Genomic DNA, 23306 nt, shown 5'->3' on the forward strand with positions numbered 1-23306 from the left:
CCACGGCCGCCACACGGGCGCGTCGAAGTCCCGACGTTAGTCGGTTGCGAACCGCTTGGTGCCCCATTTGCCGTGCGCCTCCAGCAGTTTCCGCCCGATGCGCTTCAGATCGGCGACGTCGCGGTCACTGAGCGCGGCCGCGAACTCCTCGGCGACCGATTCGCGGTACGCGGGGGCGCTCGTCGCGTCCACGACCCGCCGCCCCTCGTCGGTCAGCACGGCGTACACGACCCGGCGGTTGTCGGGTGGTTGCTCGCGGGCGACCCAGCCGCGCCGGACGAGCCGCTCCACCAGTCGGGTGACGCCGCTGGGGCTGACCGCGAGCAGGTCCGACAGTTCCGACATCAGCAGCCGACCGTTCATGTCGATCCGGTACAGCGCCTCGTGCTCCAGCAGCGAGCACCCGGCCGCGGCCTCGATCCGCTTCTCCATGGCGACCCGCACGGCGTCCACGCCCTGCTGGGCGTAGAGCCAGGCGAGCAGGGCGTCACTCGGCTCGTGCACGGCCGAAGCCTACCAAACTCACTTGACGGGCAAACACTTCCATAGTCAACCTTTGCGCATGGAACCTATTCTGGTCACCGGCGCGACCGGCGCCCAAGGCGGAGCGGTGACCCGCGCGCTCCTGGCCCGCGGCCACCGCGTCCGCGCCCTCACCCGCACCCCGCACAGCGCCGCGGCTCGGGAACTCCGCCGGTGGGGAGCCGACGTCGTGCCCGGCGACTTCGACGACCCGGCGTCCCTCCGCGCGGCCCTGCGCGACGTCCGGGCGGTCTTCGCCGTCACGACGCCGTTCGGCAGCGACCCGGACACCGAGACCCGGCACGGCACCGCGTTGATCGACGCCGCCCGGGACGTCGAGCACATCGTGTTCACCTCGGCGTCCAACGCCGACCGCGGCACCGGCGTGCCGCACTTCGACAGCAAGCAGCGCATCGAGGAACACCTGGTCAACGCCGGTCCGCGGTGGACGGTCCTCGGCCCGGCCGCGTTCATCGACGACAAGTTCGGCGACTGGACGCTGACCGGCCTGCGGCAGGGCACGCTGCACCTGCCCATGCCGTCGGACCGCCCACTGCACCTGGTCGCCGTGCGCGACATCGCCGCCGTCGCCGCCCTGGCCCTCGAGCAGCCCGACCGGTTCGCGGGCAGGCGGCTGGACCTGGCCGGCGAGGCCCTGACCCCGGCGGGCATGGCCGAGGCGTTGACGGCCGCCACCGGCCGCCCGATCCGCCACCACCGCCCGCCGTTGGACGTGGTGGCGCGCCACTCCGCCGACCTGGCCGCGATGTTCCGCTACTTCACCGAGGTCGGCACCGACGTCGACCTGCCCCGGCTGCACGCCGAGCTGCCGGAGGTCACCTGGCACCGGTACGCGGACTTCGTGCGCGCGCTGAACTGGCCCGCCCTGCTCCAACCGGCGTGATCCGCGGCGACGCGCCGGGGTCAGCCCGCCGCCGCCCACGACTGGATCATCCGGTAGGCGATGGACGCCCCCGGCGCGAGCAGCAGGTCCGGCACGCTGCCGGGCTCGGCGAGCGCCTGCAGCACGTCGGCCCGGCTCACCCACCTGGCCTGCGCGATCTCGCCGTCCGCGAGCACCAGCGGCTCGGCCGGGTCGGCCACCGCCTCGAACGCCACCATCAACGACCGCGGGAACGGCCACGGCTGGCTGCCGAGGTAGTGGATGTCGCCGACGACGACACCCACCTCCTCCAGGATCTCCCGGGCCACGCACGCCTCCAGGGACTCGCCCGCCTCGACGAACCCGGCCAGCACCGAGTACCGCCCCTCGGGCCACCCCTCGCCGCGGGCGAGCAGCACCTGGTCCGCGCCGTCGTGCACGAGGCAGATCACGGCCGCGTCCGTGCGCGGGTACTCCTCGCGCCCGCACTGCTCGCACACCCGCGCCCACCCGGACTTGACCGACTCGGTCCGCCCGCCGCACACCGAGCAGAACCTCGCCGACCGGTGCCAGTGGAACAACGCGACCGCCGACGTGAACAGGCCCGCGCCCGTGTCGTCCAGCAACGCCCCGACCGCCCGCAGGTCGAGCCACTGCGGCTCGTCGGTCAGCTCCGGCCGGAACCACGCCCGACCGGTCGGCGCGGCCACGTCCGTCTCGTCCTCGGTCAGCGGAACCGCCCAGTACGCCACCCCGCCCTGCTCGCCGAGCAGCACGGCCGTGTCCGGCGGGCCGTCGCCGAACTCCGTGGCGGGACGGTCGACCAGGCGCGAACCCCGGTCGGCCACCAGCGTTCGGCCACGCGCGTCCACGGTGATGACCCGGGCCTTCGGCCACAGCTCCGCGAGGCGTTCCGCGTCCCCGCGCAGCGACTCGCGCCGATCGACCGTGGACCGCGACAGCGCGGGCAGTTCCACCAACTCGAAGCTCACGGCAGGGTCACACCACCCAACGCCCGCAGCTGCGGGGTCAGCAACTCCGCGTCGCCCACCAGCACGCCGGTGAACGCCGTCGGCGCGAAGAACTCCAACGCCACCTCCGCGACCTGTTCCACGGTCACCGCCGCCAGCCGGTCGGGGTGCCCGGTGAACCACTCCACGCCCAGCCCCAGCCCGGCGAGGTTCATCAGGAACGACGCCAGCCCGCCCTGCGACGACGTCGCCGTCAGCAGCGACCCGATCGCGTACCGGCGCGCGGTGTCGACCTCCGACTCCGTCGGCGGCACCAAGCCCAGCTTGGCCAGCTCGTACCGGGTCTCCAGCAGCGCCGCCGCCGTCACCTCGCTGGCCGTGTCGGCGTCCACCAGCAGCGTCGCCCCACCCGGCGTGAACTCCGGGTGCGACCGCGCGCCGTAGGTGTAGCCCTTGTCCTCGCGGATGTTCTCCACCAGCCGGGAGGAGAAGAACCCGCCGAACACCAGGTTCGCGAGCTGCAACGCCGGGTACCGGTCGTCGGTGCGCTCCAGCCCGCGCCCGGCGAGGCGGATCTGCGACTGCACGGCACCGGGGCGGTGCACGAACAGCACGTCGCCACCCCGCACGGGCGGCAGCGGCGACAACGCCACCGCGGTGCCCTCACCGGTCCAGCCGCCCAGCGCCTCCTCGACCGCGCGCACCGCCGCGTCCGGCTCCACGTCGCCCACCACGACGACCACCGAACCGCGCGGCAGCACGGCCGACGCGTGCAGCGCCAGGACGTCGTCCCGCGTGACCGCCGCGACCTCCTCCGCCTCGGGCATCTCCTTGGCGAACGGGTGGTCGCCGTACAGGTGGCGCTGCAACGCCTCCCGCGCGATCACGTTCGGCTGCGACCGCGCCAGCCGGATGCGCTCCACCAGCCGCGCGCGCTCCCGCTCGACCTCGTCGGCCGGGTACGTCGTACCGGTCAGCACGTCGCGCAGCACGTCCAGCACCGTGCCGAAGCCGGACACCAGCGCGTTGCCGGACAGCGCCAGCCGCTCCGGGTCGACCACCGCGTCCAGCTCGCCGCCGACGAGCGCCAGCTCGGTGTCCACGTCCACCCGGCTGCGGGTCGCGGTGCCGGTGAGGATCGTGTTCGCCAGCACCTCGGCCCGCGCCGCGTGCGCCGAGCCGACGCTGCTCGACGCCGGGTCGCCGAACGGGATGCGCAGCCGCACCTCGACCAGCGGAACCGACGACCGGCGCACGGCCAGCACCCGCAGGCCGTTGGCCAGCGTCGTGTCGACCGTGTCCAGGTCGGCCGCCGCCCGCTGCTCGCCCAGCTCCGGGAACGGGCGAGGCCCTAGCTCCGTACGGCCGATCTCCTCGGCGCTGCGGTGCTTGGTCGGGGCGCTCACTCGGTACCTCCGTCGGCGGGGTTGAGGATCAGGACGGCGCGCGAGTCCGGCCGCAGTGCCTTGGCGGCCGCGGCGACCGCGTCGGTGGTGATGCCGGCCAGCTTGTCCGGCAGCTCGTACAGCAGCTCGGCCCGCCCGAACAGCAGCTCGGCCGACCCGAGGCCCAGCGTCCGGCTGGTGAGCCGGTCGTGCTCCCGGTGCATGGTCGACACCCAGCGGGCGGTGACCTTGGCCAGCTCCTGCTCCGTCGGCCCTTCCTCGGCCAACCGCAGCAGCTCCTCGTCCACCGCCGCGAGCACCTGCGCGGAGGTGACCTCCGGCGGGTGGATCGCGGTGACGCTGAACGTGTCCGGGTCGCGCGCCTCCAACGGCCCGAACAGCCCGCACCCCGCGCCCACGTCGACCACGATCGCGTCGCGGTGCACCAGCCGCTGCTGGAGCCGCGACCCGTCGCCGTCGGTGAGCACACCGGCCAGGACCAGGTAGGCGAGATAGCCCTCGATCTCGTTCACCGGGTCCGGGATCCGGTAGCCCACGGCGATGGCGGGCATCGGCGCGTGCTTGTCGGTGTGCTCGGCCCGCAGCTCGCCCTTCGGCGCCGCCTCGGCGAACGACGGCCGGGTCGGCACCGGACGGGCGGGCACGTCACCGAAGTGCTGCTCGACGAGCGCCTTCGCCGCCTCGGGCTCGAAGTCGCCCGCCACCGTCAGCACCGCGTTGCCGGGCGCGTAGTAGGTGTCGAAGAACGCCGCGCAGTCGTCCACGGTGGCGTTCTCCAGGTCGGTGAAGTCGCCGTAGCCGTTGTGCGCGTTGGGGAACGTCTGGAACAGGACCGGTGGCAGGAGGATCCACGGGAACCCCCCGTACGGTCGGTTGAGCACGTTGAGCCGGATCTCCTCCTTCACCACGTCGATCTGATTGCGCAGGTTCTCCTCAGTGATCTTCGGCGCCCGCATGCGGTCCGCCTCGAGGAAGAGCGCCCGCTCCAGTGCCGCCGACGGCAGCACCTCGTAGTAGTCGGTGTAATCGGGATGGGTCGACCCGTTGAACGTGCCGCCCGAGGACTGCACGTGCCGGAAGTGGGCCAGCTTCTCCAGGCTCTCGCTGCCCTGGAACATGAGGTGCTCGAAGAGGTGCGCGAACCCCGTCCGCCCCTCCGGCTCGGAGCGGAAGCCGACGTCGTAGTGCACGCTCACTCCTACGACCGGGGCGCTGCGGTCGGGTGCGAGCACCACCCGCAGACCGTTGGGAAGCGTGAACCTGTGCAGTTCGGGTAGCGCCATGAACGCAGCCTACGGGTTCGCACCACTGCCGGGCTCGATGGTCGCCCGCCCACCGAAGCGCGCCGCTACGCCCAGCGCGAACCGACCGGGGTGGGACCGGCCGACCGGCGGCTCGACGGCCGATCCGGAACCGGGCACGCGCCCGCGCCGATCCGGACCACCGTCTGTCTCAGCAGGCCGCCCCTCCCGGTGGAGCCGGCGCGTGTGGGCACCGGGTCGGGTTCCGGCCTCGATCCCCGCCCACCTTCGTCCGCCGCCCGTCGGGTCCGGTGTTCGGGGTGGCTCTATTGTCGAACGGCTGTTCGAGAGGTGACAAGATCACGTTCGGGTGAACGTCAGCCGCGCAGCGACCTCAGGTGCCCCGCCTGCGCCAGCACGCCGTCCACCGCGCCCAGGAACACCGGGAACCGCTGCGCGAACCGCCCCAGGTCACCACCCCGCTCGGCCTCCCCGAACCAGTACAGCCCCGGCCGCGTGCCCGCGAACGCCGCCAGCCACCGCTCCGTCTCGCCCAGCACCACCGCGTAGGGCAACGACCGCGAGAACACCAGCTCCCGATCCGCCTCCGGGACGTCCTGCGGCGTGGCCGTGTGCAGGTACCCGCGCAACCCGCGCACGTGCTCCAACAAAACGCTCCCGCGCCTGGTCCGAGCGGGCATCGTCCGCGCGCCCACCGCCAACGCCACCCCGGCCACCACCACGACCAGCCCGAACAACGCGGCACCGCCCACCAGCGCCAGCACCACCGTCAGCACCGCGCCCAGCACGCCGATCCCCGCGCCGACCCACCACCAGAGGCTGCGCTCGGCGTCCGGCCGCCGCGCGAACCAGTCCCGGGCCACCACGTCGGCGTACAGCTCGTCCCGCACTCGCGACAGGTCGACCCGCTCGGCCCTGAGCTGCGACAACGTTACCGCGTCCACCCCGTCGGGCAGCAACGCCTCGTACACCGCGCGCTCGTACCCGGACAGCGACGGGTCGGCCGGGTTGCGCCGCACGAACCGCCAGTCGTGCCCGTCGACCTCCTCGATCCACACGTAGTTGCGCACCGCGAGGTCCACGATCGTCGCGGTCACGTCCACGACGTCCACGTGCTCGTCCACCACGGTGCCGACCTGGCCGGGCAGCACGCCGTCCGGCGAGGCGAACGCCACCCGCCCCGCACCATCGGTGACCAGCACGTTCACCGGCCCGACCTCGCCTGCCAACGCCCGCGCGTCCCGACCGCGCAGGTACCACAACAACAACCCGCCGCCCAGCAGCAGCACGACCAGCCCACCGAGGCCGGCGCCCGTCAACGGGGTCAGCGCGAACGCCGCCGCCAACCCGGACGTCTCCTCCACCCGCGCGTTCGCGGGCGCCACGCCCTCCTGCAACCCGACCGCGAGGTCGACCCGCTCGCCGGCGGCCAGGCCGATCTCGGTCACCCGCACGCCCCGCCCGTCGCCCAGGTCGGCGCTGGTGCACGGCGTCGACGTGCCCGGCTCGCCCGCCAGGCAGTTCACCGACCTCGGGGCGTCCGGCGTGATCACGGAGACCTTCACCGAGTCGAGCGCGGTGTCCCAGCCGCTCGCGGGCTGCCAGCGCAGCTCCAGCGTGTCGCCGATCTTGGCGACCGCCCCCACCACGGAGTACCTGACGGTCGACGTGCCCGGCTGGAGTGCGATCGTGAGTTCGCCGTCCGATGCTGTAGCCGTGCCGTTGCCGTCGACAGCCACGTCCGAGACCTGGAACACCCGCTCCCGGTCGGACGAGACGGGCACGCGTAACGCGACCGCCCGGGTGGCCGTCCTCCCGTCGGGGACGGTGACGACCTCGGTCACGGTCAGCCTGCCGTCGCGCTCCAGCTTGAGCCGCACGTCCGCGCCGACCGTCCCGGGCAGTCCGGCCGTGCCGCTCGGCTGCGCCGACGCCGTGCCGCCGCCCGTGCACAGCGCGACCGCGCACAGGGCCGCCACTCCCCAGTTTTTCAACACGGCCGCGGAGGATAGCGGAGTTCGCCTAAGCTCTTGTGCTGTTTCGGGCATCCGCGATATGGGGGACGACCAGCGATGACGCAACCACCGCCGCCGGGTGGCTGGCCGCCCCCACGACCGGTCGGACCGCCGCCGATGCCCGCCTCGCTCCACCCCCAACAGCCCCAGCCGACCCAGCAGTGGCCCCAGCGGCAACCCCTACCGCCCACCGGCCCACAGCAGCGGCCGTGGCCCTCCCGGGGACCGGCGATGCCGCCGCCGACGGCCCCGCCGCAGCCGCCGCCCGTGAGCTGGGGGCCGCCGCCCGGACCGCCGCCCGGCTGGGGCCCGGCACCGATGCCGTACCCGCCGCTGCCCCGGAAGAAGAGCAAGGGCCCGCTCGTCGCGGTGCTGATCGTCGGCTTCCTCGTCCTCGGCGTCGCGACGATCGGCATCCTGGCCGCGACCCGCGGCAGCAGGGTGGCCGGCGACTCCCCCAGCGCCGGCTACCAGAACTACACGTACACGCCCGAACCCACCACCACGACCACCACGACGACGACCACCGCGGAGAGCAGCAAGCCGTCCGCGTCGACCAGCACGCCCAAGGCCGGCCCGAAGGCCGTCATCACGCTCGGCGACAACCCCATCCACGGCGCGGGCCTCGGCGCGTTCGACATCGACGGCTGCCCGCTGCCGCCGATGGACTACTCGCCCGCCGGCCAGGACCGGTTCCTGCGGGCCGCGCTGCCGTGCATCGAGGCGATGTGGAAGCCGTCGTTCCAGCGCGCGAACCTGCCCTACCAGCCCGTCGAACTGGTCATGGTGACGTCCCAGATCACCAACACGTGCGGCAACATGGGCCCGGACCGCACCGCCATGTACTGCGACGGCACGATCTTCTGGACGCCGAACCACTACGCCAACGAGCAGGGTTCGGCCAACCCCAACCACCCGGGCAAGTACCTGGGGCAGCTCGCGCACGAGTACGGCCACCACATCCAGTGGCTCTCGGGCATCCTCCGCGCGTCCAGCCAGGCGCAGTACGACAAGGGCGGCTGGGACACCCCCGAGGGCCTCGACCTGAACCGGCGCAAGGAGCTGCAGGCGACCTGCTTCGGCGGGATGACGCTCGCGCCCCTCTCCCACGGCGCGGTGCCGTCCGACGTGATCTCGGTGGCCCTGACCGACGCGGGCAACCGCGGCGACTACCCGATCTACCCCAACCGGGACCACGGCGCGCCCGAGAAGAACGCCGCCTGGGTCAACCACGGCTTCAAGAACAACGAGACCAGCGCGTGCAACACTTGGGTGGCGAGCGCGGCGGACGTCAGCTGACCGGACTGGAGGACCGTGCACACGCCCGAGGAGCCCCGGAACAACCCGATCGTCCTCATCGGCGTGTTCTCGTTGATCGTGTTGTGCGTGCTGGGGCTCGGTGGCCTGACACAGCTGGAGACGTCCCGGCGGGTCGACGGCCACGCGGTGGCCGCGCCCGGCGTCCAGGTGGCGGAGACGACCGGCACGGAGGCACCGCGCCCGCGTGCCGTGCACCGGTTGGCCGACCACCCGTTCCTGACCACGCCCGTGCGGCTGCCGGCGGTGGCGTGCGCGCTGCCGGGTTTCGGGGTGTCGGACACGGAGCTGTCGACGTACTACAAGGCCGGTGTGGCGTGCCTGGACCAGGCGTGGCGGCCGGCTCTGGAGCAGGCGAACCTGCCGTTCGACCCGCCGGCGCTGGACACCTCGCCGGACCTGGCCGAGGGGCCGTGCGGCTCCGCGCCCGCCGAGAGCGAGGCGGTCGCGTACTACTGCGGTCGCAACAGGACCATCTACATGCCCACGCGGCGGCTGCGGGACAACGGCGGCGGTGAGCGCGCCGGGTCGCACCTGGCGACGTTGGCGCACGAGTACGGGCACCACGTGCAGGCGTTGTCGGGGATGCTGCGCGCGGCGGACGGCAAGATCGCCGACGCGGGCGAGCAGACGCCGGCGGGGCTGGAGATGTCGCGGCGGATCGAGCTGCAGGCCAACTGCTTCGCCGGGATGTTCCTGGTGGCCGCGTCCGGGTCGATCGGGAGCGGGTTGGCGCAGGAGGCGGCGGACGACTTCCAGTACGCCGTGGAGGAGCCGCCGGAGAAGAACGCCCACGGCAGCCCCGACAACCAGGCCGAGTGGGCCACGCTGGGGTTCACCGACGGCGTGACGTCCTCGTGCAACACCTACGCGGCGCCGGCGGCGGACGTCGGCTGAGAACGCCTGGTCAGCAGGTGGGCGTAGAGGCCGCCGGCGAGACCGCTCAGGCACAGCAGCAGCGTCGTCAGCCTGGCCGGGAACGGCATGCCGACCGGGGTGCTGGCGGCGGCTTGGACGGTGAACTCGCCGCTGGTGTCGGCCGGGAGGACGACGTCGACGACCTCGTCCCGCTGGTGGCCGCAGCCGTCGAGCTTGGCGGTGTGGGTCCGGTCACCGATCGTCAGTTCGACGCGGTCGTAGGCGTTCGCGTCGCCGCAGGAGGCCGGTGCGACCACGGTGGCGGCGACCCGCTGGACCTCGGCGGACGTGCGCGGCCACCACGACGCGACCGCTGCCGCGACGCCCGCCAGCCCCACGACCAGCAGCACCAGCGCCCACCGGACCGGGCTTCGCGGAACCGCCACGCGTGGATGGTCGCAGACGCCGCAAGCAGGTGTCGTGCGGGTCGAGCCGCGTGACCTGGGCGGAAACATCACCCGATAGTGATCTTGCCCACCCTCGAACTCCTGTTCGACACTATCCCCATGCCCCACAACCCGAAACTCCTGGAACCCCTCCGCCCCCGAGCCCGTCGCCGGATGCCACACCGAGCGCCCCGTCGGGATCTCCGATCCTGGGCCCGTCGGTCGCGCCTGAGACGTCCGCGGTCCGGGTGGAGCCCTCCGGCATGGCCGTCGTGGCGCAACCACGGTCCGCCTTGACCACCGATCGATTTCCGATGACCGGTGCCGGCAGCCGCTGTCCGCAGCGGCGTCCTCCCGGTCCTCGGGCGCTCCTGAACGGCACACCGCTCGAAGCCCTCCGACGCGGTGCGCCCTCCGGGAGCCACGGACGGCCGGCCTCTCCCTTCCGCGCCCACGTCGGGTGAGGTCAGCCCACAACGTCCCGCCCGCCACGTACCACCGGGGGTCGTCGTCCCGGTCGATCCCCTGACCGGAAGCGCGGCGACCGTCAACGCTCGCGTCCACCAGCCAACTACGCACGCGGTGCCGCCGGGAGTCGCCCTGCCGACTTCCGGACGGGTCCGACCGGTCGCCGCACCGGCACGGCCCACCACCGCTCCTCGAACGGCCCGCGGTCAGGGCGGTGACGGGTAGCGCGCCTCGACGCGCGGTCGAACACCGCCCGACCGACCCGGCCTGGCCCGGCCCGACATCGCCGAAGCCCGTGGCGTCGGTCCGGAGCGGGCCGGCCGAGCCCTTCACCCCCGCCCACTGCCTTTCCGCGGGTGACCGTCATGAATTCCGGCTTGTCGGGGCTTCACGGCCGCCATGAGCCACGCGACGCAGAATATGGAGGTGTCGACTGATGCCAGGGTGCTGGTGATCGAGGACGCGGAGGCGATCGGTGCCGCGGTGAGTTCGGCCCTGCGGGACGCGGGCTACCAGGTGCAGGTCCGGCCGGACGGTCGTGAACTGGAGGGCGACCTGGCCCGGTTCCGGCCGGATCTGGTGGTGCTCGACGTGATGCTGCCCGGTCGGGACGGCTTCACGCTGCTGGAGGTCATCCGACGGACCTGTGGTGCCGGGGTGGTGATGCTGACCGCTCGGGACGGGGTGTCCGACCGGTTGCGCGGGCTCGACCGGGGTGCGGACGACTACGTGGTGAAGCCGTTCGTGCTGGCCGAGCTGGTCGCCCGGGTGAGCGCGGTGTTGCGGCGGCTCGGTCGGACGCCGTCGACCGTGCAGATCGGCGACCTGGTGGTGGACGCCGACTCGGCGGTGGTGCTGCGGGGTGACGTGCCGGTCGAGTTGACCGCCACCGAGCTGCGCCTGCTGCGGTACCTGGCCGCGCAGCGCGGGCGGGTGGTGGGCAAGACGCAGATCCTGACCGCGGTGTGGGGGTACGAGGACTACGACCCGAACCTGGTGGAGGTGCACGTCAGCGCCCTGCGCCGGAAGTTGGAGGAGCACGGCCCCCGGCTGCTCCACACGGTGCGCGGGCTCGGCTACGTGCTGAGGGCGGACGACGCGTGAGCCTGCGGACCGTCTCGCTGCGCCGGCGGGTCGCGCTGTCGGCGATCGGCGTGCTCGGTGTCGTGCTGGTCGGGGTCGTGCTGTTGGTGGACGCGCTGTTCGCGGCGGAGTCCAAGCGGGACGTGGACACCGCGCTGGTGGAGAAGGCGCGGGTGGCCCAGCAGTTGGTCAGGCAGCGGGTGCGCGGGGCGGACCTGGTGGACCGGCTGCAGGGCCGGGGTGTGGAGGTCCGGCTGGTCATGCCGGACGGGACGGTGTTCGGCAACGATCCGGACGAGGAGGTGGCGAACGAGGTAACCCGGCAGTTGGGCGACGGGTCGACGATCACGGTGTACGCCGAGTCGTCGGCGATCACCGTGGCGCAGGCGAGGCTGCGGCGGCTGCTGATGCTCGTCGGGTTCGGCGCGCTGGCGGTGACGGCGGGGGCGATGGTGCTGGTCGTCCGCCGGGCGTTGGCACCGCTGGACGCGATGACGACGCTGGCCCGTTCGATCGCGCGCGGCCGGCGGGGCTCGCGCCTCAACCCGTCGCGGACGGACAACGAACTCGGTCGGACGGCGGCCGCGTTCGACGACATGCTCGATTCGCTCGAGGGATCGGAGGAGAGGACGAAGCGGTTCGTGGCCGACGCGGCGCACGAGCTGCGGACGCCGGTGGCCGGCGTGCAGGCGGTCGCGGAAGCCCTGATGCAGACGTCGAGCGCCGAGGAGCGGGAGCGGTTGAACCTGCTCCTGGTGCGCGAGTCGCGCCGGGCGGGGCGGCTGGTGGACGACCTGTTGGCGTTGGCGCGCATCGACGCGGGTCTCGAACTGCACCGGGAACGGGTCGACCTGCTCGCGCTGGCCGAGGCCGAGGTGGGGCGCACGAAGTTGCTCGCGCCGGACTTCGACATCGCCGCCGAGGGCGAGTCGACGTTCGTGTCGGGCGATCCGCAACGGCTGGCCCAGGTGCTGGCGAACCTGGCCGACAACGCCCGTCAGGCCACCGGTCCGTCGGGGCGGGTCCGGCTGCGCGTGTCGAGGGCGGGCAGCTTCGCGAAGCTGGCCGTGTCCGACAACGGACCGGGCGTGCCGCCGGAGGAGAGGGAACGCATCTTCGACCGGCTGGTGCGGTTGGACGAGGCGCGGGACCAGCGGTCCGGCGGTTCCGGCCTGGGGCTGTCGATCGCCCGAGGCGTGGTGCGCGCCCACGGGGGCGAACTGTCGTGCCTCGGTCCCGACCGCTCGTCGCCCGACACGGCGTCGCCTGACACGGCGTCGGCAGGTGCGGCCATCGCAGGGACGACCACCGCAGAGACGGGCGCAACAGAGACGGGCGCGACGAGCGCGGCCACCGCCGGTGCGTCGGCCGCCGCCGCGCTCGGCACCGGCGCTCCGGAGCCGAGCGCGGCCGGCAAGGACAGGACGGCCACGGGTGCGGGCGACACGGGCACCTCGGGGGCGAGGGGAGCCGGCACCGGCGCTCCGGGTTCGAGCCTGGCAGACAAGGGCTCGACGGCGACGGGTGCGGCCGGGACGAGTACGTCGAGGCCGCCGGGTGCCGACACGGGCACGTCGGTCACGGGCGCGGCCGACGTGGGCACGGCCGACGTGGGCACGCCCGCTACCGGCGCGGTCGCCGGGCGCGCGGTGGTTGCGGGCTTGGCCGCGGCGGCGAGCGTTGGGAAAGCAGACGTCGAGAGGGTGGGCACCGGGCAGCCGGGTGGTGGTGACCGGCCGGCCCGGGGTGGTCCGGTGGTGGGGCCGACACGCAGGCGCGGGGCGGTGTTCGAGGTTCGGCTTCCGCTGGCCGACTGAGGTCAGACCTCCTTCGGCGGGGTGACCTTCTTGACGTAGAGGAGGCGGTCGCCGGCTTCGACGGCGTCGGCTTCCGGGGCGTCCACCCGGTAGAGGGTGCCGTCCCGCACCACGCCCAGCACGATGTCGGGCAGGTGGCGCGGGGAGCCGCCGATCTCCGACGGCTCGACGTCGCGTTCGGCGATGGACAGGCCCGCGTCCGGCGTCAGGAGGTCCTCCACCATGTCCACCACGGACGGGGTGGCGGTGGCCATGCCCAGCAGTCGGCCCGCCGTCTCGCTGGACACCACGACCGAGTCCGCGCCGGACTGGCGGAGCAGGTGCTCGTTCTCCCGCTCCCGCACCGACGCGACGACCTGGGCCTTCGGTGCCAGCTCCCGGGCGGTGAGGGTGACCAGGACGGCCGTGTCGTCGCGGTTCGCCGCCACGACCACCGCCCGGGCCCGCGGCACGCCCGCCACCCGCAGCACGTCGTTGCTGGTGCCGGACCCGTGCACGGTGACCAGGCCGATCGCGGACGCGGCGTCCAGCGCCGACTGCGCCGTGTCGACCACGACGATCGAACCCGGCTCGGCTCCGTCACCGAGCAGGGCGCTGACCGCGGACCGGCCCTTGGTGCCGTACCCGATGACGACCACGTGGTCCCGCACCTTGGTCCTCCACTTCTGGATGCGCAGCGCCTGCCGCGAGCGCTCGGTGAGCACTTCGAGGGTCGTACCGACCAGGACGATCAGGAACAGCACCCGCAGGGGGGTGATCACGAGGACGTTGACCAGCCGCGCCGACGAACTGGCGGGGGTGATGTCACCGTATCCGGTGGTCGACAGCGACACGGTGGCGTAGTACACCGCGTCGAGGAACGACAGGCCGTCCTCGTTGACGTCCCGGTAGCCGTCGCGGTCGAGGTAGACGATCAGCACCGCCGCCATGAGCGCGGCGAGCGCGCCGATCACGCGTTTCAGGATCGCCCGGACGGGGCTCTGGACCGTGTCCGGCATCCGGATCACGCCGACGAGCGAGTGACCGGGCCGGGTGGCCAGCGGTTCGCCGGGGCTGGTGCGGCGGATCATGACAACCTCTCCGGCAGTAGCCGCCACAGCCGGGCGGCGGCCTCGGCCCCGCGCAGCAGCAGGGGGACGACGACGCGCTCGTTCGGCGCGTGGATGCGATCATCCGGCAACGTCGCGCCGAGGTACACGACCGGCACGCCGAGCGCCTCGTGCAGCACCGCGGCCGGCCCGGAGCCGCCCGTCCGGCTGAACCGCACGGGCTGGTCGAACGCGGCCTCCACCGCGTCGCGCACGGCTCCCACGGCCGGGTGCGAGACGTCCACCGCGTAGGGCGGCACGCCGTCACCGCGCGTGATCACCTCGGCGTGCAGCCCGGCCGGGGTGTGCCGGGCGACGAACGACCGCAGCGCCTCCGCCACCCGTTCGGGCCGCTGGTCGGGCACGAGCCGGAACGACAGCTTCACCGCCGCCCGGGCGGGCACGATCGTCTTCAGCCCCGGCCCGGTGTACCCGCCGTGGATGCCGTTGACCTCGGCCGTCGGCCGCACCCACGTCCGTTCGAGCGTCGACCAGCCGGGTTCGCCGGCCACCCCCCGGGCACCACCCGCGTTCGCCAGCCACACCGCCTCGTCGAACGGCAACGCGGCGTAGTCGGCCCGCTCCGCGTCGGCGGGCTCGACCACGTCGTCGTAGAAGCCGGGCAGCCGAACGCGCCCGGTATCGTCGTGCAGGGCCGCGACGAGCCGCGCGATGGCCGTCGCCGGGTTCGGCACGCTGCCACCGGCCCGCCCGGAGTGCACGTCGGACGTGCCGCCGGTGAACACGACCTCCGCCCCGTACACCCCGCGCTGCCCGGTGCACACGGTCGGCGCGTCGCGCCCGTACAGCGGCGTGTCGGTGAACACCACGAGGTCGCACGCGAGGTCGTCGCGGTGCTCCTCCAGCAGCCGGGCGAGGTGCGGCGAACCGGACTCCTCCTCGCCCTCCACGAACAGCTTCAGCGTCACGGCGGGCCGCGCCGCGCCGGTCGCCGCGAGGTGCGCCCGCACCCCGAGCAGGTGCATCGCGACCTGGCCCTTGTCGTCGCTGGCACCTCGCGCGAACAGCTCCTCGCCGACCAGCGTCGGCTCGAACGGCGGGTGCTGCCACTGCTGCACCGGGTCGACCGGCTGCACGTCGTGGTGGCCGTAGACCAGCACGGTCGGCGCGTCGGGATCGGCGGCGGGCAGGCAGGCGTACACGGCGGGCAGCGCCGGTCCCTCGTCCCAGACCCGCACGTCGGGCCACCCGTCGCGGCGCAGCGCCCCGGCGAGCCAGTGCGCGGACGCGGCCACGTCGTCGTGGTGCGCCGGGTCGGCCCCGATCGACGGGATGGCGAGCCACTCGCGCAGGCCGATCAGGAAGTCCTCGGCGAACGCGGCCACGGCCGCCCGCTCGGGATGCTCGGGTTCTTCTGGATCACCGGTCACGGTGCGGCAGGATAACCTCGGGCAACCCTGCGAGCGCCCTTCGGCGGACGACGTGACAGGGTGGTCCCATGGAACCGACTCGTTCCCGTTCCCGGTCGGCGCTGGCGCTGGCCGGGCTGCTCGGCGCGGCCGGGGTCACGCACTTCGCCAAGCCGAAGCCGTACGACTCGATCGTGCCGCGCGCGCTGCCGGGCAGGCCCCGGACCTGGACCTACGTCTCCGGCGCGGTGGAAGTGGCGCTGGCGGCGGCGGTCGCCGTGCCGCGGACGCGGGGCGTGGGCGGGAAGCTGGCGGCCGCGTTCTTCGCGGCGGTGTTCCCGGCGAACGTCAAGATGGCGTACGACTACCGCACGAAGTCGCCCAGGGCGAGGGCCATCGCCTACGGGCGGCTGCCGCTGCAGGTGCCGCTGGTCCTGTGGGCCTTGCGCGTGGGCCGCTCAACTCCCTGATCACTCTGGGCACCGGGTCCGACACCCAGCGCGCCCGAGGGTCTGTCATTGAAACCGCAACCAGTCCTAGGATGCCCGAGTGCAACCGCTCCTCCACCCTGCCGCGACGGCGTTGGGTTGGCGCGGCATCGTCGTGCCCGACGTCGCCGTGCTCGGCCACCAGGTGTCGGCCGTCGTGCGGGTCCGTGCCGACGTGCACGAGTGGCGCAGCGCGAACGGCTGGCCGCCGCAGGCCGACCCGTCGTGGTTCCGCTCGTGGTTCGAGCCCGCCGCGCACGACCGGCTGCCCCTGCCCGCGGTGGAGCTGGTGGGCGTGCTGGTGGGTGAGTCCACGGTCGACCGGGCGTTGCAGTCGTGCGGCACCCTGATGACGCTCGCGCCGTGCTCGGTGGTGCTGCCCGCGCCGCAGGGCGACGAGCAGGCGTGGCCGCTGATCGAGCTGGACTACTACGGCATCGGCGTCGTCTCGGTCGACGCGGCGGGCGCGGCCGAGCTGCTGGTGCCGCCGGAGGACCGGTCGACGGAGTTCGGGCCGTCGCTGTTCGGGCGGTGGCTGCTGGAGGTGCTCTACGACCGGGTGCTGCGGGAAGTTCCCGCGGACGCCCGGGTGAACAGCTAGTCCGGGATCGAGCGCAGCAGCGCGCGCAGGCCGTCGGCGTCCAGCAGGTCGGCGGGGCGCAGCGTGTGGTCCTGGCGGACGTAGTGGAACGCGGCGCGCACCCGCTCCACGGGCGTCCCGGTCAGTGACGCCCACGCCAGCCGGTAGGCCGCGAGCTGCACGGACAGCGCCGGCAGGCGGTCCTCGTCGGGCACCGCGCCGGTCTTCCAGTCGACCACGGTCCAGCCGCCGTCGTCGTCGGCGAACACCGCGTCCATCCGGCCGCGCACCGACATGCCGTCGATCTCCGCCTCGAACGGCACCTCGACGTCGTGCGGCACGCGGTCGGCCCACGCGCTGGCCAGGAACGCCTCCTGGAGGCGGGTCAGGTCGCTGTCCGGGGCCGCCCCCTCGTCGGCCGCGCCGGGCAGCTCGTCGAGGTCGAACAGGCGGCTCGCGCCGAACCGCTGTTCCAGCCAGGTGTGGAACGCCGTGCCGCGGCGGGCCAAGGGGTTGGGCGGGAACGGCAGGGGGCGGCGCAGCCGGCGGGCGAGCTGGTCGGGGTCGGCGGCGAGTTCCACCAGTTGGCTGACGGAGAGGTGGTCGGGCAGCACGACGCGCTCCCGGCGGTCGGCCGCGGCGGCGCGTTCGGCGAGGAGCACGTCGACGTCGCGCGCCCACCCCTCCGGGTCGTCGGCCGACTCCGGGTCCTCGGCAGGCTCCGGGCCCTCGGCAGGCTCCGGGTCCTCGACAGGTTCCGGGACGTCGGTCCCCTCCGCGCCCTCGGGCGCGAGCGTCGAACTCGGGGGTCCCGGAGGTTCGACACCCGGGGCCTGGGCGTTCGACTCACGGGCGGCCAGGGCGGCCAGGACCAGTTCGGCGCCCTCGACCACGGCGGCGCGGCGCCTGCCCAGCGGGTCGGTCGGCCACTGGGCCGTCTTCGTCTGGGCGGCGAGGGGGTTCGGCTCGTCCTCGGGCGGTCGAGGTGCCCAGTGGGCGAGGTCGGCGGGCGGGTGCTCGGCCGCCAGCACGGCCTCGCGGATCTCGGTGAGGAACGCGGACGGCCCCTTCGGCTTGTCGCCCGTCTCGCCCCACCAGTGCCCCGACACCAGCAGGCTGTGCTCGGACCGCGTCAGCGCCACGTACAGCAGCCGCCGCTCCTCCACCAGCCGCCGCTCGTCGAAGTCCTCCTCGTGCCGGACCAGCGCCTCCTCCACCTCCTTGCGGTTGGCGTCGGGCGCGACGCGCAGCGTCGGCAGGTCCTCGGCGTCACCGCGCAGGTGGGCGGGCAGCTCGGCAACGGCGCGCAACCAGCTGGACGACTTCTTGCGGCCCGGGAACACGTCCTTCACCACGTGCGGCACGGCGACGATGTGCCACTCCAGGCCCTTCGCCGAGTGCATGGTCAGCACCTGCACCCGGTTCTCGGCGACCTCCACCTCGCCCGGTTCCAGCCCGTCCTCGGCCTGCTCGGCGGTGTAGAGGTAGTCGAGCAGGGCGGGCAGCGTGGCCGACGGGCTGGCGGCGGCGAAGTCGTTCACCACGTCGGCGAACGCGTCCAGGTGCGCCCGGCCCACCCCGCCGGGCCGGGCCATCGCCTCGATGTCCAGCAGCAACGTGCGCTCGACGTCGGCGACCAGCTCGGGCAGCGGCTGGTCCAGCCGGCGGCGCAGCGCCGCCAGCTCCGCGCCCAGCCGCCGGATGCGCCGGTAGCCCTCGGCGGAGTACGGGGTCGGGTCGCCCGGGTCGTCCAGCGCGTCGGCGAGCCCGGCCTGCTCGGCGTGCTCGCCGGGCAGGGCGTCCGCGATCACGGCCAGCGGGTCGTCGGCCACCGCCTGCCGGGTCGGCGCGCCCGCGAGGTCGCGGGCCCGCGCCCACAGCGCCGCCAGGTCGTAGGCGGCGACGCGCCACCGCGAGCCCGTCAGCAGCCGGGCCGCGGCCGTGCCCGCCAGCGGGTCGACCAGCACGCGCAGGGCGCTGACCAGGTCCCGCACCTCCGGCTCGTCCAGCAGCCCGCCCAGGCCCACGACCTCCACCGGCAGGCCGCGGTCGCGCAGCGCCGCCGCGATGTTCGCCATGTCCGAGCGGCGGCGCACCAGCACCGCGGCGGTCGGCGGCTCGTCGCTGGTGTCGAGGTGCTGCTCCCACTGCGCGGCGACCGTGTCGGCGACCCAGTCCAGCTCCTGGCGCACGTCGCCGAACAGCGCCACCCGCACGTCACCGGGGCCCGCGCCGTCCCGCGCGCGCAGCTCCTCGACGTCCAGGCCCAGGGCGCGCAGCGGCGCGGACACGGCGTTGGCCAGCGCCAGCACCTCGGGCGGGTTGCGGAAGCTCGTGAGCAGGCCGTACTTGCGGGCGGGCGGGAAGTCGTGGACGAAGCGCGGCAGGTTCGCGGCCGACGCGCCGCGCCAGCCGTAGATCGCCTGCGCCGGGTCGCCCACCGACGTGACGGGCATCGGCTCGCCCCGCCCGAACAGCGACCGCAGCAGCACGCGCTGCGCGTGCCCGGTGTCCTGGTACTCGTCCAGCAGCACGGCCCCGTACCGCTCCCGCTCGCCGCGCACGACCTCCGGGTGCTCGGACGCGAGCCGGGCGGCCAGGGACATCTGGTCGGCGAAGTCCATCGCCGCCTCGCGCCGCTTGCGCGCCTGGTACGCCTCCAGCAGCGGCAGCAGGGCCACGCGCAGCCGCTGGGCGTTCACCACGGCCTTCAACGACTCCGGCAGCCCGTCGCGCTGCCGGGCCGTCCGGGGCGCGTTCTCGACCACCCCGCACAGCCACTCGGCGTGCTCGCGCAGCGCGGACGGGTCGACCAGGTGCTCTCCCAGCTCGCCGGCCAGCGCCAGCAGGTAGCCGGTGACGGTCGCGGGCACCTTGTCGGTGTCGATGTCCTCCGCCCACGTCGACACCACGCGGTGCGCGAGCTGCCACGCGGCGGTCTCGGTGAGCAGCCGCACGCCCGGCTCGACGGGCAGCCGCAGGCCGTGCTCGCCCACGAGCCTGCCCGCGTACGCGTGGTAGGTGAGGATCACCGGTTCGGTGGTCAGCACGGCCGCCCGCCGCTCGCCGCTCGGGTCGAGCCGGTCCAGCAGGGAGGAGCCGGCGAGCCGCCGCAGCCGCAGCCGCACCCGGTCGGAGAGCTGCCGCGCGGCCTTGCGGGTGAACGTCAGGCCGAGGACGCGGTCGGGGCTGACGAAGCCGTTCGCGACCAGGTAGACCACGCGGGCGGCCATGGTCTCGGTCTTGCCCGCGCCGGCGCCCGCCACGACCAGGGCGGGCGCGGTGGGCGCGGCGACGACGGCGGCCTGCTCGGGCGTCGGCCGGGGCAGGCCGAGGGCCTCGGCGACCTCGAACGGGCTCGCGAGCGCCACCGGCTCATCCGCCACCCGTTGGACCCCGCTCGGCACGACCACGCCCCGCATTCTCCGTGGTCGGGTCCGGATGCCTTCGGCGACCCGCAGGGCGGCGGCGTATCCGCTGGTCGGCTACTGGCTGACCTGCCGGCCGGAGGAGTGCACCGGGCACGTGGTGCGGGCCGGGCAGCGATCGCAGTCCGCGTTCCGGTTCGCCGGGTAGGACGGCCCGACGCTCGACCCGGCGGCCAGCTGCACCGCCTCCAGCCACACCCGCACGCCCTGCTCGTCCAGCGGCGCCTGCTCCCGCTCCACCGCGCCGGTCCTGCGGTCCTCCTTGGCCACGTAGAGCAGCCGCGCGCCGCCCGGCTCGGTGCCCAGGCCCAGGTGCGTGAAGCCGCCCAGCGCCGACGCGAGCTGGTAGACGGCGAGCTGCGGGTGCTCCTGCGCCTTGTCCTTGCTCACCGGGCTCTTGCCGGTCTTGACGTCCACCACGACGGGCCGGCCGTCGCGGTCGGTCTCCAGCCGGTCGACGCGGCCGCGCACCCGCAGCCCCGGCCCGCCGTCGCGCCGGGGCACCTCGACGGAGATTTCCTCCTCGACGGCGACCTGGGTGAGCTGCGACCGGCTGGAGGCCAGCCAGGTCAGGAACGTGTCGAGCATGCGTTCCACCCGGATGCGCTCGCGCCGGGAGAACCAGGGCGCGCCCGCGTCGACGGCGGCCCACGCCTCGTCCAGCCTGACCCGCAGCTCCTTCTCGTCCGCACCCGTCGCGGCGGCCTGCGCCAGCGCGTGCACGAGCGTGCCGGTGACCGAGGCCAGCTCCGCCGGGTCCTGGCCGCCGTGCCGTTCGACGACCCACCGCAGCGGACACGTCGCCAGCGTCTCCACCGTGGACGGCGACACGCTGACCGTGTGCTCCTCGGTCCACAGCGGGTTGTCCGTGGTGACGTCCGCCAGGCCGTACCAGGAGTCCGGGTGCGCGCCGGGCACGCCCTCCGCCGCCAAGCGGGCGAGCTGCGCGGCCGCGCGCTCGCGCCGGTCCGCCGGCTCGTCGTCGGAGCACACGACCCGGCGCAGCTCGCCGACCAGCTCGGCCAGCACCAACCCCCGCTCGGGCGTGAACGTCGGCCGCTCGGGCTCGCCGGTGGACAGCTCCTCGATCTCGTCGAGGAACCGCGACGGCTGCTCGTCCTCCCCGCGCACGGCGCTGACCAGCAACGTCCGCCGCGCCCGGCTGGCCGCGACGAGCAGCAGCCGCCGTTCCTCGGCCAGGATCGGCGCGACCGCGGAGACCGTCTCCGCCGACACGCCCGCGACCACGTCGACCATGCGCTCCACGCCCAGCAGCGAGCCGCGCAGCCGCAGGTCCGGCCAACTGCCCTCCTGCACGCCCGGCACCGCCACGACGGTCCACTCGCGACCGGCGGCGGCGTGCGCGGTGAGCACCGACACCGCCTCGCCGACCGGCGCGGACGCGGCCAGCGTGTCGCCCACGATCTCCTGCGCGGCCAGGTAGTCCGCGAAGCCCTCCGCGCCGGAGCCGGGCAGCCGGTCGACGTACTTCGCCGCCGCCTCGAACAACGCCACGATCGCGTCCAGGTCCCGGTCGGCCTGCATGCCCACCGTGCCGTGCCGCGCGGACTGGGCCACCCAGCGCGCCTCCAGCCCGGTGGCCTGCCACAGCTCCCACAGCACCTGCTCGACGGTCAGCCCGTCCGCGATGCCCTTGCGCGCCTTGCGCAGCAGCCCGCCGACCCGCCGCGCGGGCTGCGCCTCGGCGTCCTCCAGCGCGGCCAGCCGGTCGGCGGACTCGATCACCTCGACCAGCAGCTCGCCGCTGGGCCGGTCGCGGCCCGCGGCCAGTTCGAGCCGGCGCAGGCCGCGGCGCAACCGCCGCAGCGCGAGCGGGTCCGCGCCGCCCAGCGGTGACGACAGCAGCAGCGCCGCGGTGTCCTCGTCCAGGCTGCCGGGCACCGCCGCGCACCGCAGCAGCGCCAGGAACGGCAGCACGGCGGGCTGGCGGGCCAGCGGCAGCTCGTCGCGCGGCACCGCGACCGGGACGCCGGCCGCGAGCAGCGCCCGTTGCAGCACCGGCAGCGACCGCGTCGCCGACCGCGCCACCACCGCCATCCGCGACCACGGCACCTCGTCGATCAGGTGCGCCCGGCGCAGCTGGTCGGCCACCCAGCTCGCCTCCTGCGCGGCCGAGGCGAACAGCCGGACCTGCACCTGGCCCGCGCCGTCGACCGGGGACACCTCGCGGGTGGGCGACGCGCCCGGCAGGCGCGCCGCGAGCCGGCCGACGGCGGCCCGGACCTCCGGCGCCATCCGGTGCCCGACCGTGAGCACGACCTCCGGCGCGTCCGCGTCGGCCAGCAGCGCCGGGTCCGCGCCGCGGAACGAGAACACGGCCTGGTCCGGGTCGCCCGCCAGGATGAACTCGTGCGCCGCCACGCCCAGCTCGCGCAGGAACGCGTACTGGAGCGGGTCGAGGTGCTGCGCGTCGTCCACCAGCAGGTGCCGCACCCGGCGCCGCTCGCCGTCCAGCACGTCGGGCTCGGTCTCGAAGGCCAGCAGCGCGCTGTCGACCAGCTCCGCCGCGTCGAACGACGGCGCGTGCCCCTGCCCGCTGCTGGCCAGCAGGTTCACCTGCTCGTACTGGGTGGCGAACAGGCCGGCCGCCACCCACTCCTCGCGCTGGTGCCTGCGGCCCAGGTCGGTCAGGTCCTCGGGGGCGAGGCCGCGTTCGGTGGCGCGCAGCATCAGGTCGCGCAGCTCGTGCGCGAACCCGGGCAGCGCCAGGGCGGGCCGCAGCCGTTCCGGCCACTTCGGCGCGCCCATGTCCACGTCGCCGGCGAGCAGTTCCCGCACCACGGCGTCGTGCTCGGGCCCGGACAGCAGGCGGGGCGCGGGCTCGCCCCGGAGCACGGCCTGCGCGCGCAGCACCGCGAACGCGTACGAGTGCACCGTGCGGACCAGCGGCTCCTGCGTGGTCGGCAGCACGGTCCCCTCGGCGCGGGCGCCGGTGAGCAGGCGGGTGATGTGGGCGCGCATCGCCTCGGCCGCCCGCCGGTTGGGCGCGAGGACCAGCACGTTCTCCGGGTGCGCGCCGCCGTGCAGGACCCGGTGGGCCGCGACCTCGGCCAGCAGCGTCGTCTTGCCCGTGCCGGGGCCGCCGAGCACCCGCAGCGGGCCGCCGGCGTGGTCGAACACCGCGCGCGCGGGCGCGTCCCAGTCCCGACGGGGCTCCTGCTGCCGCTCCCGGCGCACCAGCAACGGCGCCCTGTTCCCTGCCACGGCGAAGATGGAACCACGCCGCCCCGACAGCGCCCGATCCGGAATCATGATCGACGGGGACCGGGTGGGGGGCGGTCGG

At 74.4% G+C, this 23306-nt stretch carries 17 protein-coding genes; 7 read left to right on the plus strand and 10 right to left on the minus strand.

The window, feature by feature from the left end; all coding sequences use genetic code 11:
* Window positions 1-36 precede the first annotated feature (36 nt).
* Window positions 37-504: a MarR family winged helix-turn-helix transcriptional regulator gene (locus tag ACIGNX_RS28770; protein WP_396543942.1), complete on the minus strand. Its 468-nt coding sequence runs from the start codon at window positions 502-504 to the stop codon at window positions 37-39.
* A gap of 58 nt (window positions 505-562) precedes the next feature.
* Here ACIGNX_RS28770 and ACIGNX_RS28775 point away from each other — a divergent pair, with 58 nt between their 5' ends.
* Window positions 563-1426, plus strand: coding sequence for an NmrA/HSCARG family protein (locus ACIGNX_RS28775; RefSeq protein WP_396543943.1), 864 nt, complete (start codon window positions 563-565; stop codon window positions 1424-1426).
* Window positions 1427-1446: 20 nt separating this feature from the next.
* On the opposite strand, the gene nudC is transcribed toward ACIGNX_RS28775, so the two are convergent.
* The 4 genes from nudC to ACIGNX_RS28795 form a co-directional block, all read right to left on the minus strand.
* Window positions 1447-2397, minus strand: coding sequence for an NAD(+) diphosphatase (gene nudC / locus ACIGNX_RS28780; protein WP_396543944.1), 951 nt, complete (start codon window positions 2395-2397; stop codon window positions 1447-1449).
* Window positions 2394-3782 (minus strand): M16 family metallopeptidase, encoded by a 1389-nt coding sequence (locus tag ACIGNX_RS28785; protein ID WP_396543945.1) that lies wholly within the window; start codon window positions 3780-3782, stop codon window positions 2394-2396. Before ACIGNX_RS28785 ends, nudC begins: the two co-directional genes overlap by 4 nt.
* A complete protein-coding gene (locus tag ACIGNX_RS28790) occupies window positions 3779-5065 on the minus strand; it encodes a M16 family metallopeptidase (RefSeq protein WP_396543946.1) in 1287 nt (428 codons plus the stop codon). The genes ACIGNX_RS28785 and ACIGNX_RS28790 overlap by 4 nt, the downstream gene beginning before the upstream one ends.
* Before the next feature lie 335 nt (window positions 5066-5400).
* The gene (locus ACIGNX_RS28795; protein ID WP_396543947.1) at window positions 5401-7041 is read right to left on the minus strand and encodes a DUF2207 domain-containing protein; all 1641 of its coding nucleotides are present in this window, start codon (window positions 7039-7041) and stop codon (window positions 5401-5403) included.
* Window positions 7042-7290: 249 nt separating this feature from the next.
* Between ACIGNX_RS28795 and ACIGNX_RS28800 the strand changes: the two genes are divergently transcribed.
* Together ACIGNX_RS28800 and ACIGNX_RS28805 are read left to right on the plus strand one after the other, a co-directional pair.
* A complete protein-coding gene (locus ACIGNX_RS28800) occupies window positions 7291-8358 on the plus strand; it encodes a neutral zinc metallopeptidase (protein WP_396543948.1) in 1068 nt (355 codons plus the stop codon).
* 15 nt (window positions 8359-8373) lie between these two features.
* Window positions 8374-9273, plus strand: a complete 900-nt coding sequence (locus ACIGNX_RS28805; protein WP_396543949.1) for a neutral zinc metallopeptidase — start codon at window positions 8374-8376, stop codon at window positions 9271-9273.
* Here the strand turns inward: ACIGNX_RS28805 and ACIGNX_RS28810 are convergent.
* Window positions 9243-9680, minus strand: a complete 438-nt coding sequence (locus ACIGNX_RS28810) for a hypothetical protein (protein WP_396543950.1) — start codon at window positions 9678-9680, stop codon at window positions 9243-9245. The genes ACIGNX_RS28805 and ACIGNX_RS28810 overlap by 31 nt on opposite strands.
* A gap of 888 nt (window positions 9681-10568) precedes the next feature.
* Between ACIGNX_RS28810 and ACIGNX_RS28815 the strand changes: the two genes are divergently transcribed.
* Both ACIGNX_RS28815 and ACIGNX_RS28820 read left to right on the plus strand, forming a co-directional pair.
* Window positions 10569-11252 (plus strand): response regulator transcription factor, encoded by a 684-nt coding sequence (locus ACIGNX_RS28815; protein WP_396543951.1) that lies wholly within the window; start codon window positions 10569-10571, stop codon window positions 11250-11252.
* A complete protein-coding gene (locus tag ACIGNX_RS28820; RefSeq protein ID WP_396543952.1) occupies window positions 11249-13048 on the plus strand; it encodes a sensor histidine kinase in 1800 nt (599 codons plus the stop codon). Before ACIGNX_RS28815 ends, ACIGNX_RS28820 begins: the two co-directional genes overlap by 4 nt.
* Window positions 13049-13050: 2 nt before the next feature.
* Here ACIGNX_RS28820 and ACIGNX_RS28825 read toward each other — a convergent pair whose 3' ends face one another.
* Window positions 13051-14118 (minus strand): potassium channel family protein, encoded by a 1068-nt coding sequence (locus ACIGNX_RS28825; RefSeq protein ID WP_396543953.1) that lies wholly within the window; start codon window positions 14116-14118, stop codon window positions 13051-13053.
* Window positions 14115-15527, minus strand: coding sequence for a M20/M25/M40 family metallo-hydrolase (locus tag ACIGNX_RS28830; RefSeq protein ID WP_396543954.1), 1413 nt, complete (start codon window positions 15525-15527; stop codon window positions 14115-14117). The genes ACIGNX_RS28825 and ACIGNX_RS28830 overlap by 4 nt, the downstream gene beginning before the upstream one ends.
* A 68-nt stretch (window positions 15528-15595) precedes the next feature.
* Here ACIGNX_RS28830 and ACIGNX_RS28835 point away from each other — a divergent pair, with 68 nt between their 5' ends.
* On the plus strand, window positions 15596-15976 hold the full coding sequence (locus ACIGNX_RS28835) for a hypothetical protein (RefSeq protein WP_396543955.1): 381 nt from the start codon (window positions 15596-15598) through the stop codon (window positions 15974-15976).
* A gap of 79 nt (window positions 15977-16055) precedes the next feature.
* Window positions 16056-16595 (plus strand): hypothetical protein, encoded by a 540-nt coding sequence (locus ACIGNX_RS28840; protein ID WP_396543956.1) that lies wholly within the window; start codon window positions 16056-16058, stop codon window positions 16593-16595.
* Here the strand turns inward: ACIGNX_RS28840 and ACIGNX_RS28845 are convergent.
* Both ACIGNX_RS28845 and ACIGNX_RS28850 read right to left on the minus strand, forming a co-directional pair.
* Entirely contained in the window at window positions 16592-19996 is a 3405-nt protein-coding gene (locus ACIGNX_RS28845; RefSeq protein ID WP_396543957.1) for a UvrD-helicase domain-containing protein, read from the minus strand. The genes ACIGNX_RS28840 and ACIGNX_RS28845 overlap by 4 nt on opposite strands.
* 63 nt (window positions 19997-20059) lie before the next feature.
* Window positions 20060-23275, minus strand: a complete 3216-nt coding sequence (locus ACIGNX_RS28850) for an ATP-dependent helicase (protein WP_396543958.1) — start codon at window positions 23273-23275, stop codon at window positions 20060-20062.
* Window positions 23276-23306 lie beyond the last annotated feature (31 nt).

Source organism: Actinosynnema sp. NPDC053489, from assembly GCF_044544865.1.
Lineage (GTDB): Bacteria > Actinomycetota > Actinomycetes > Mycobacteriales > Pseudonocardiaceae > Actinosynnema.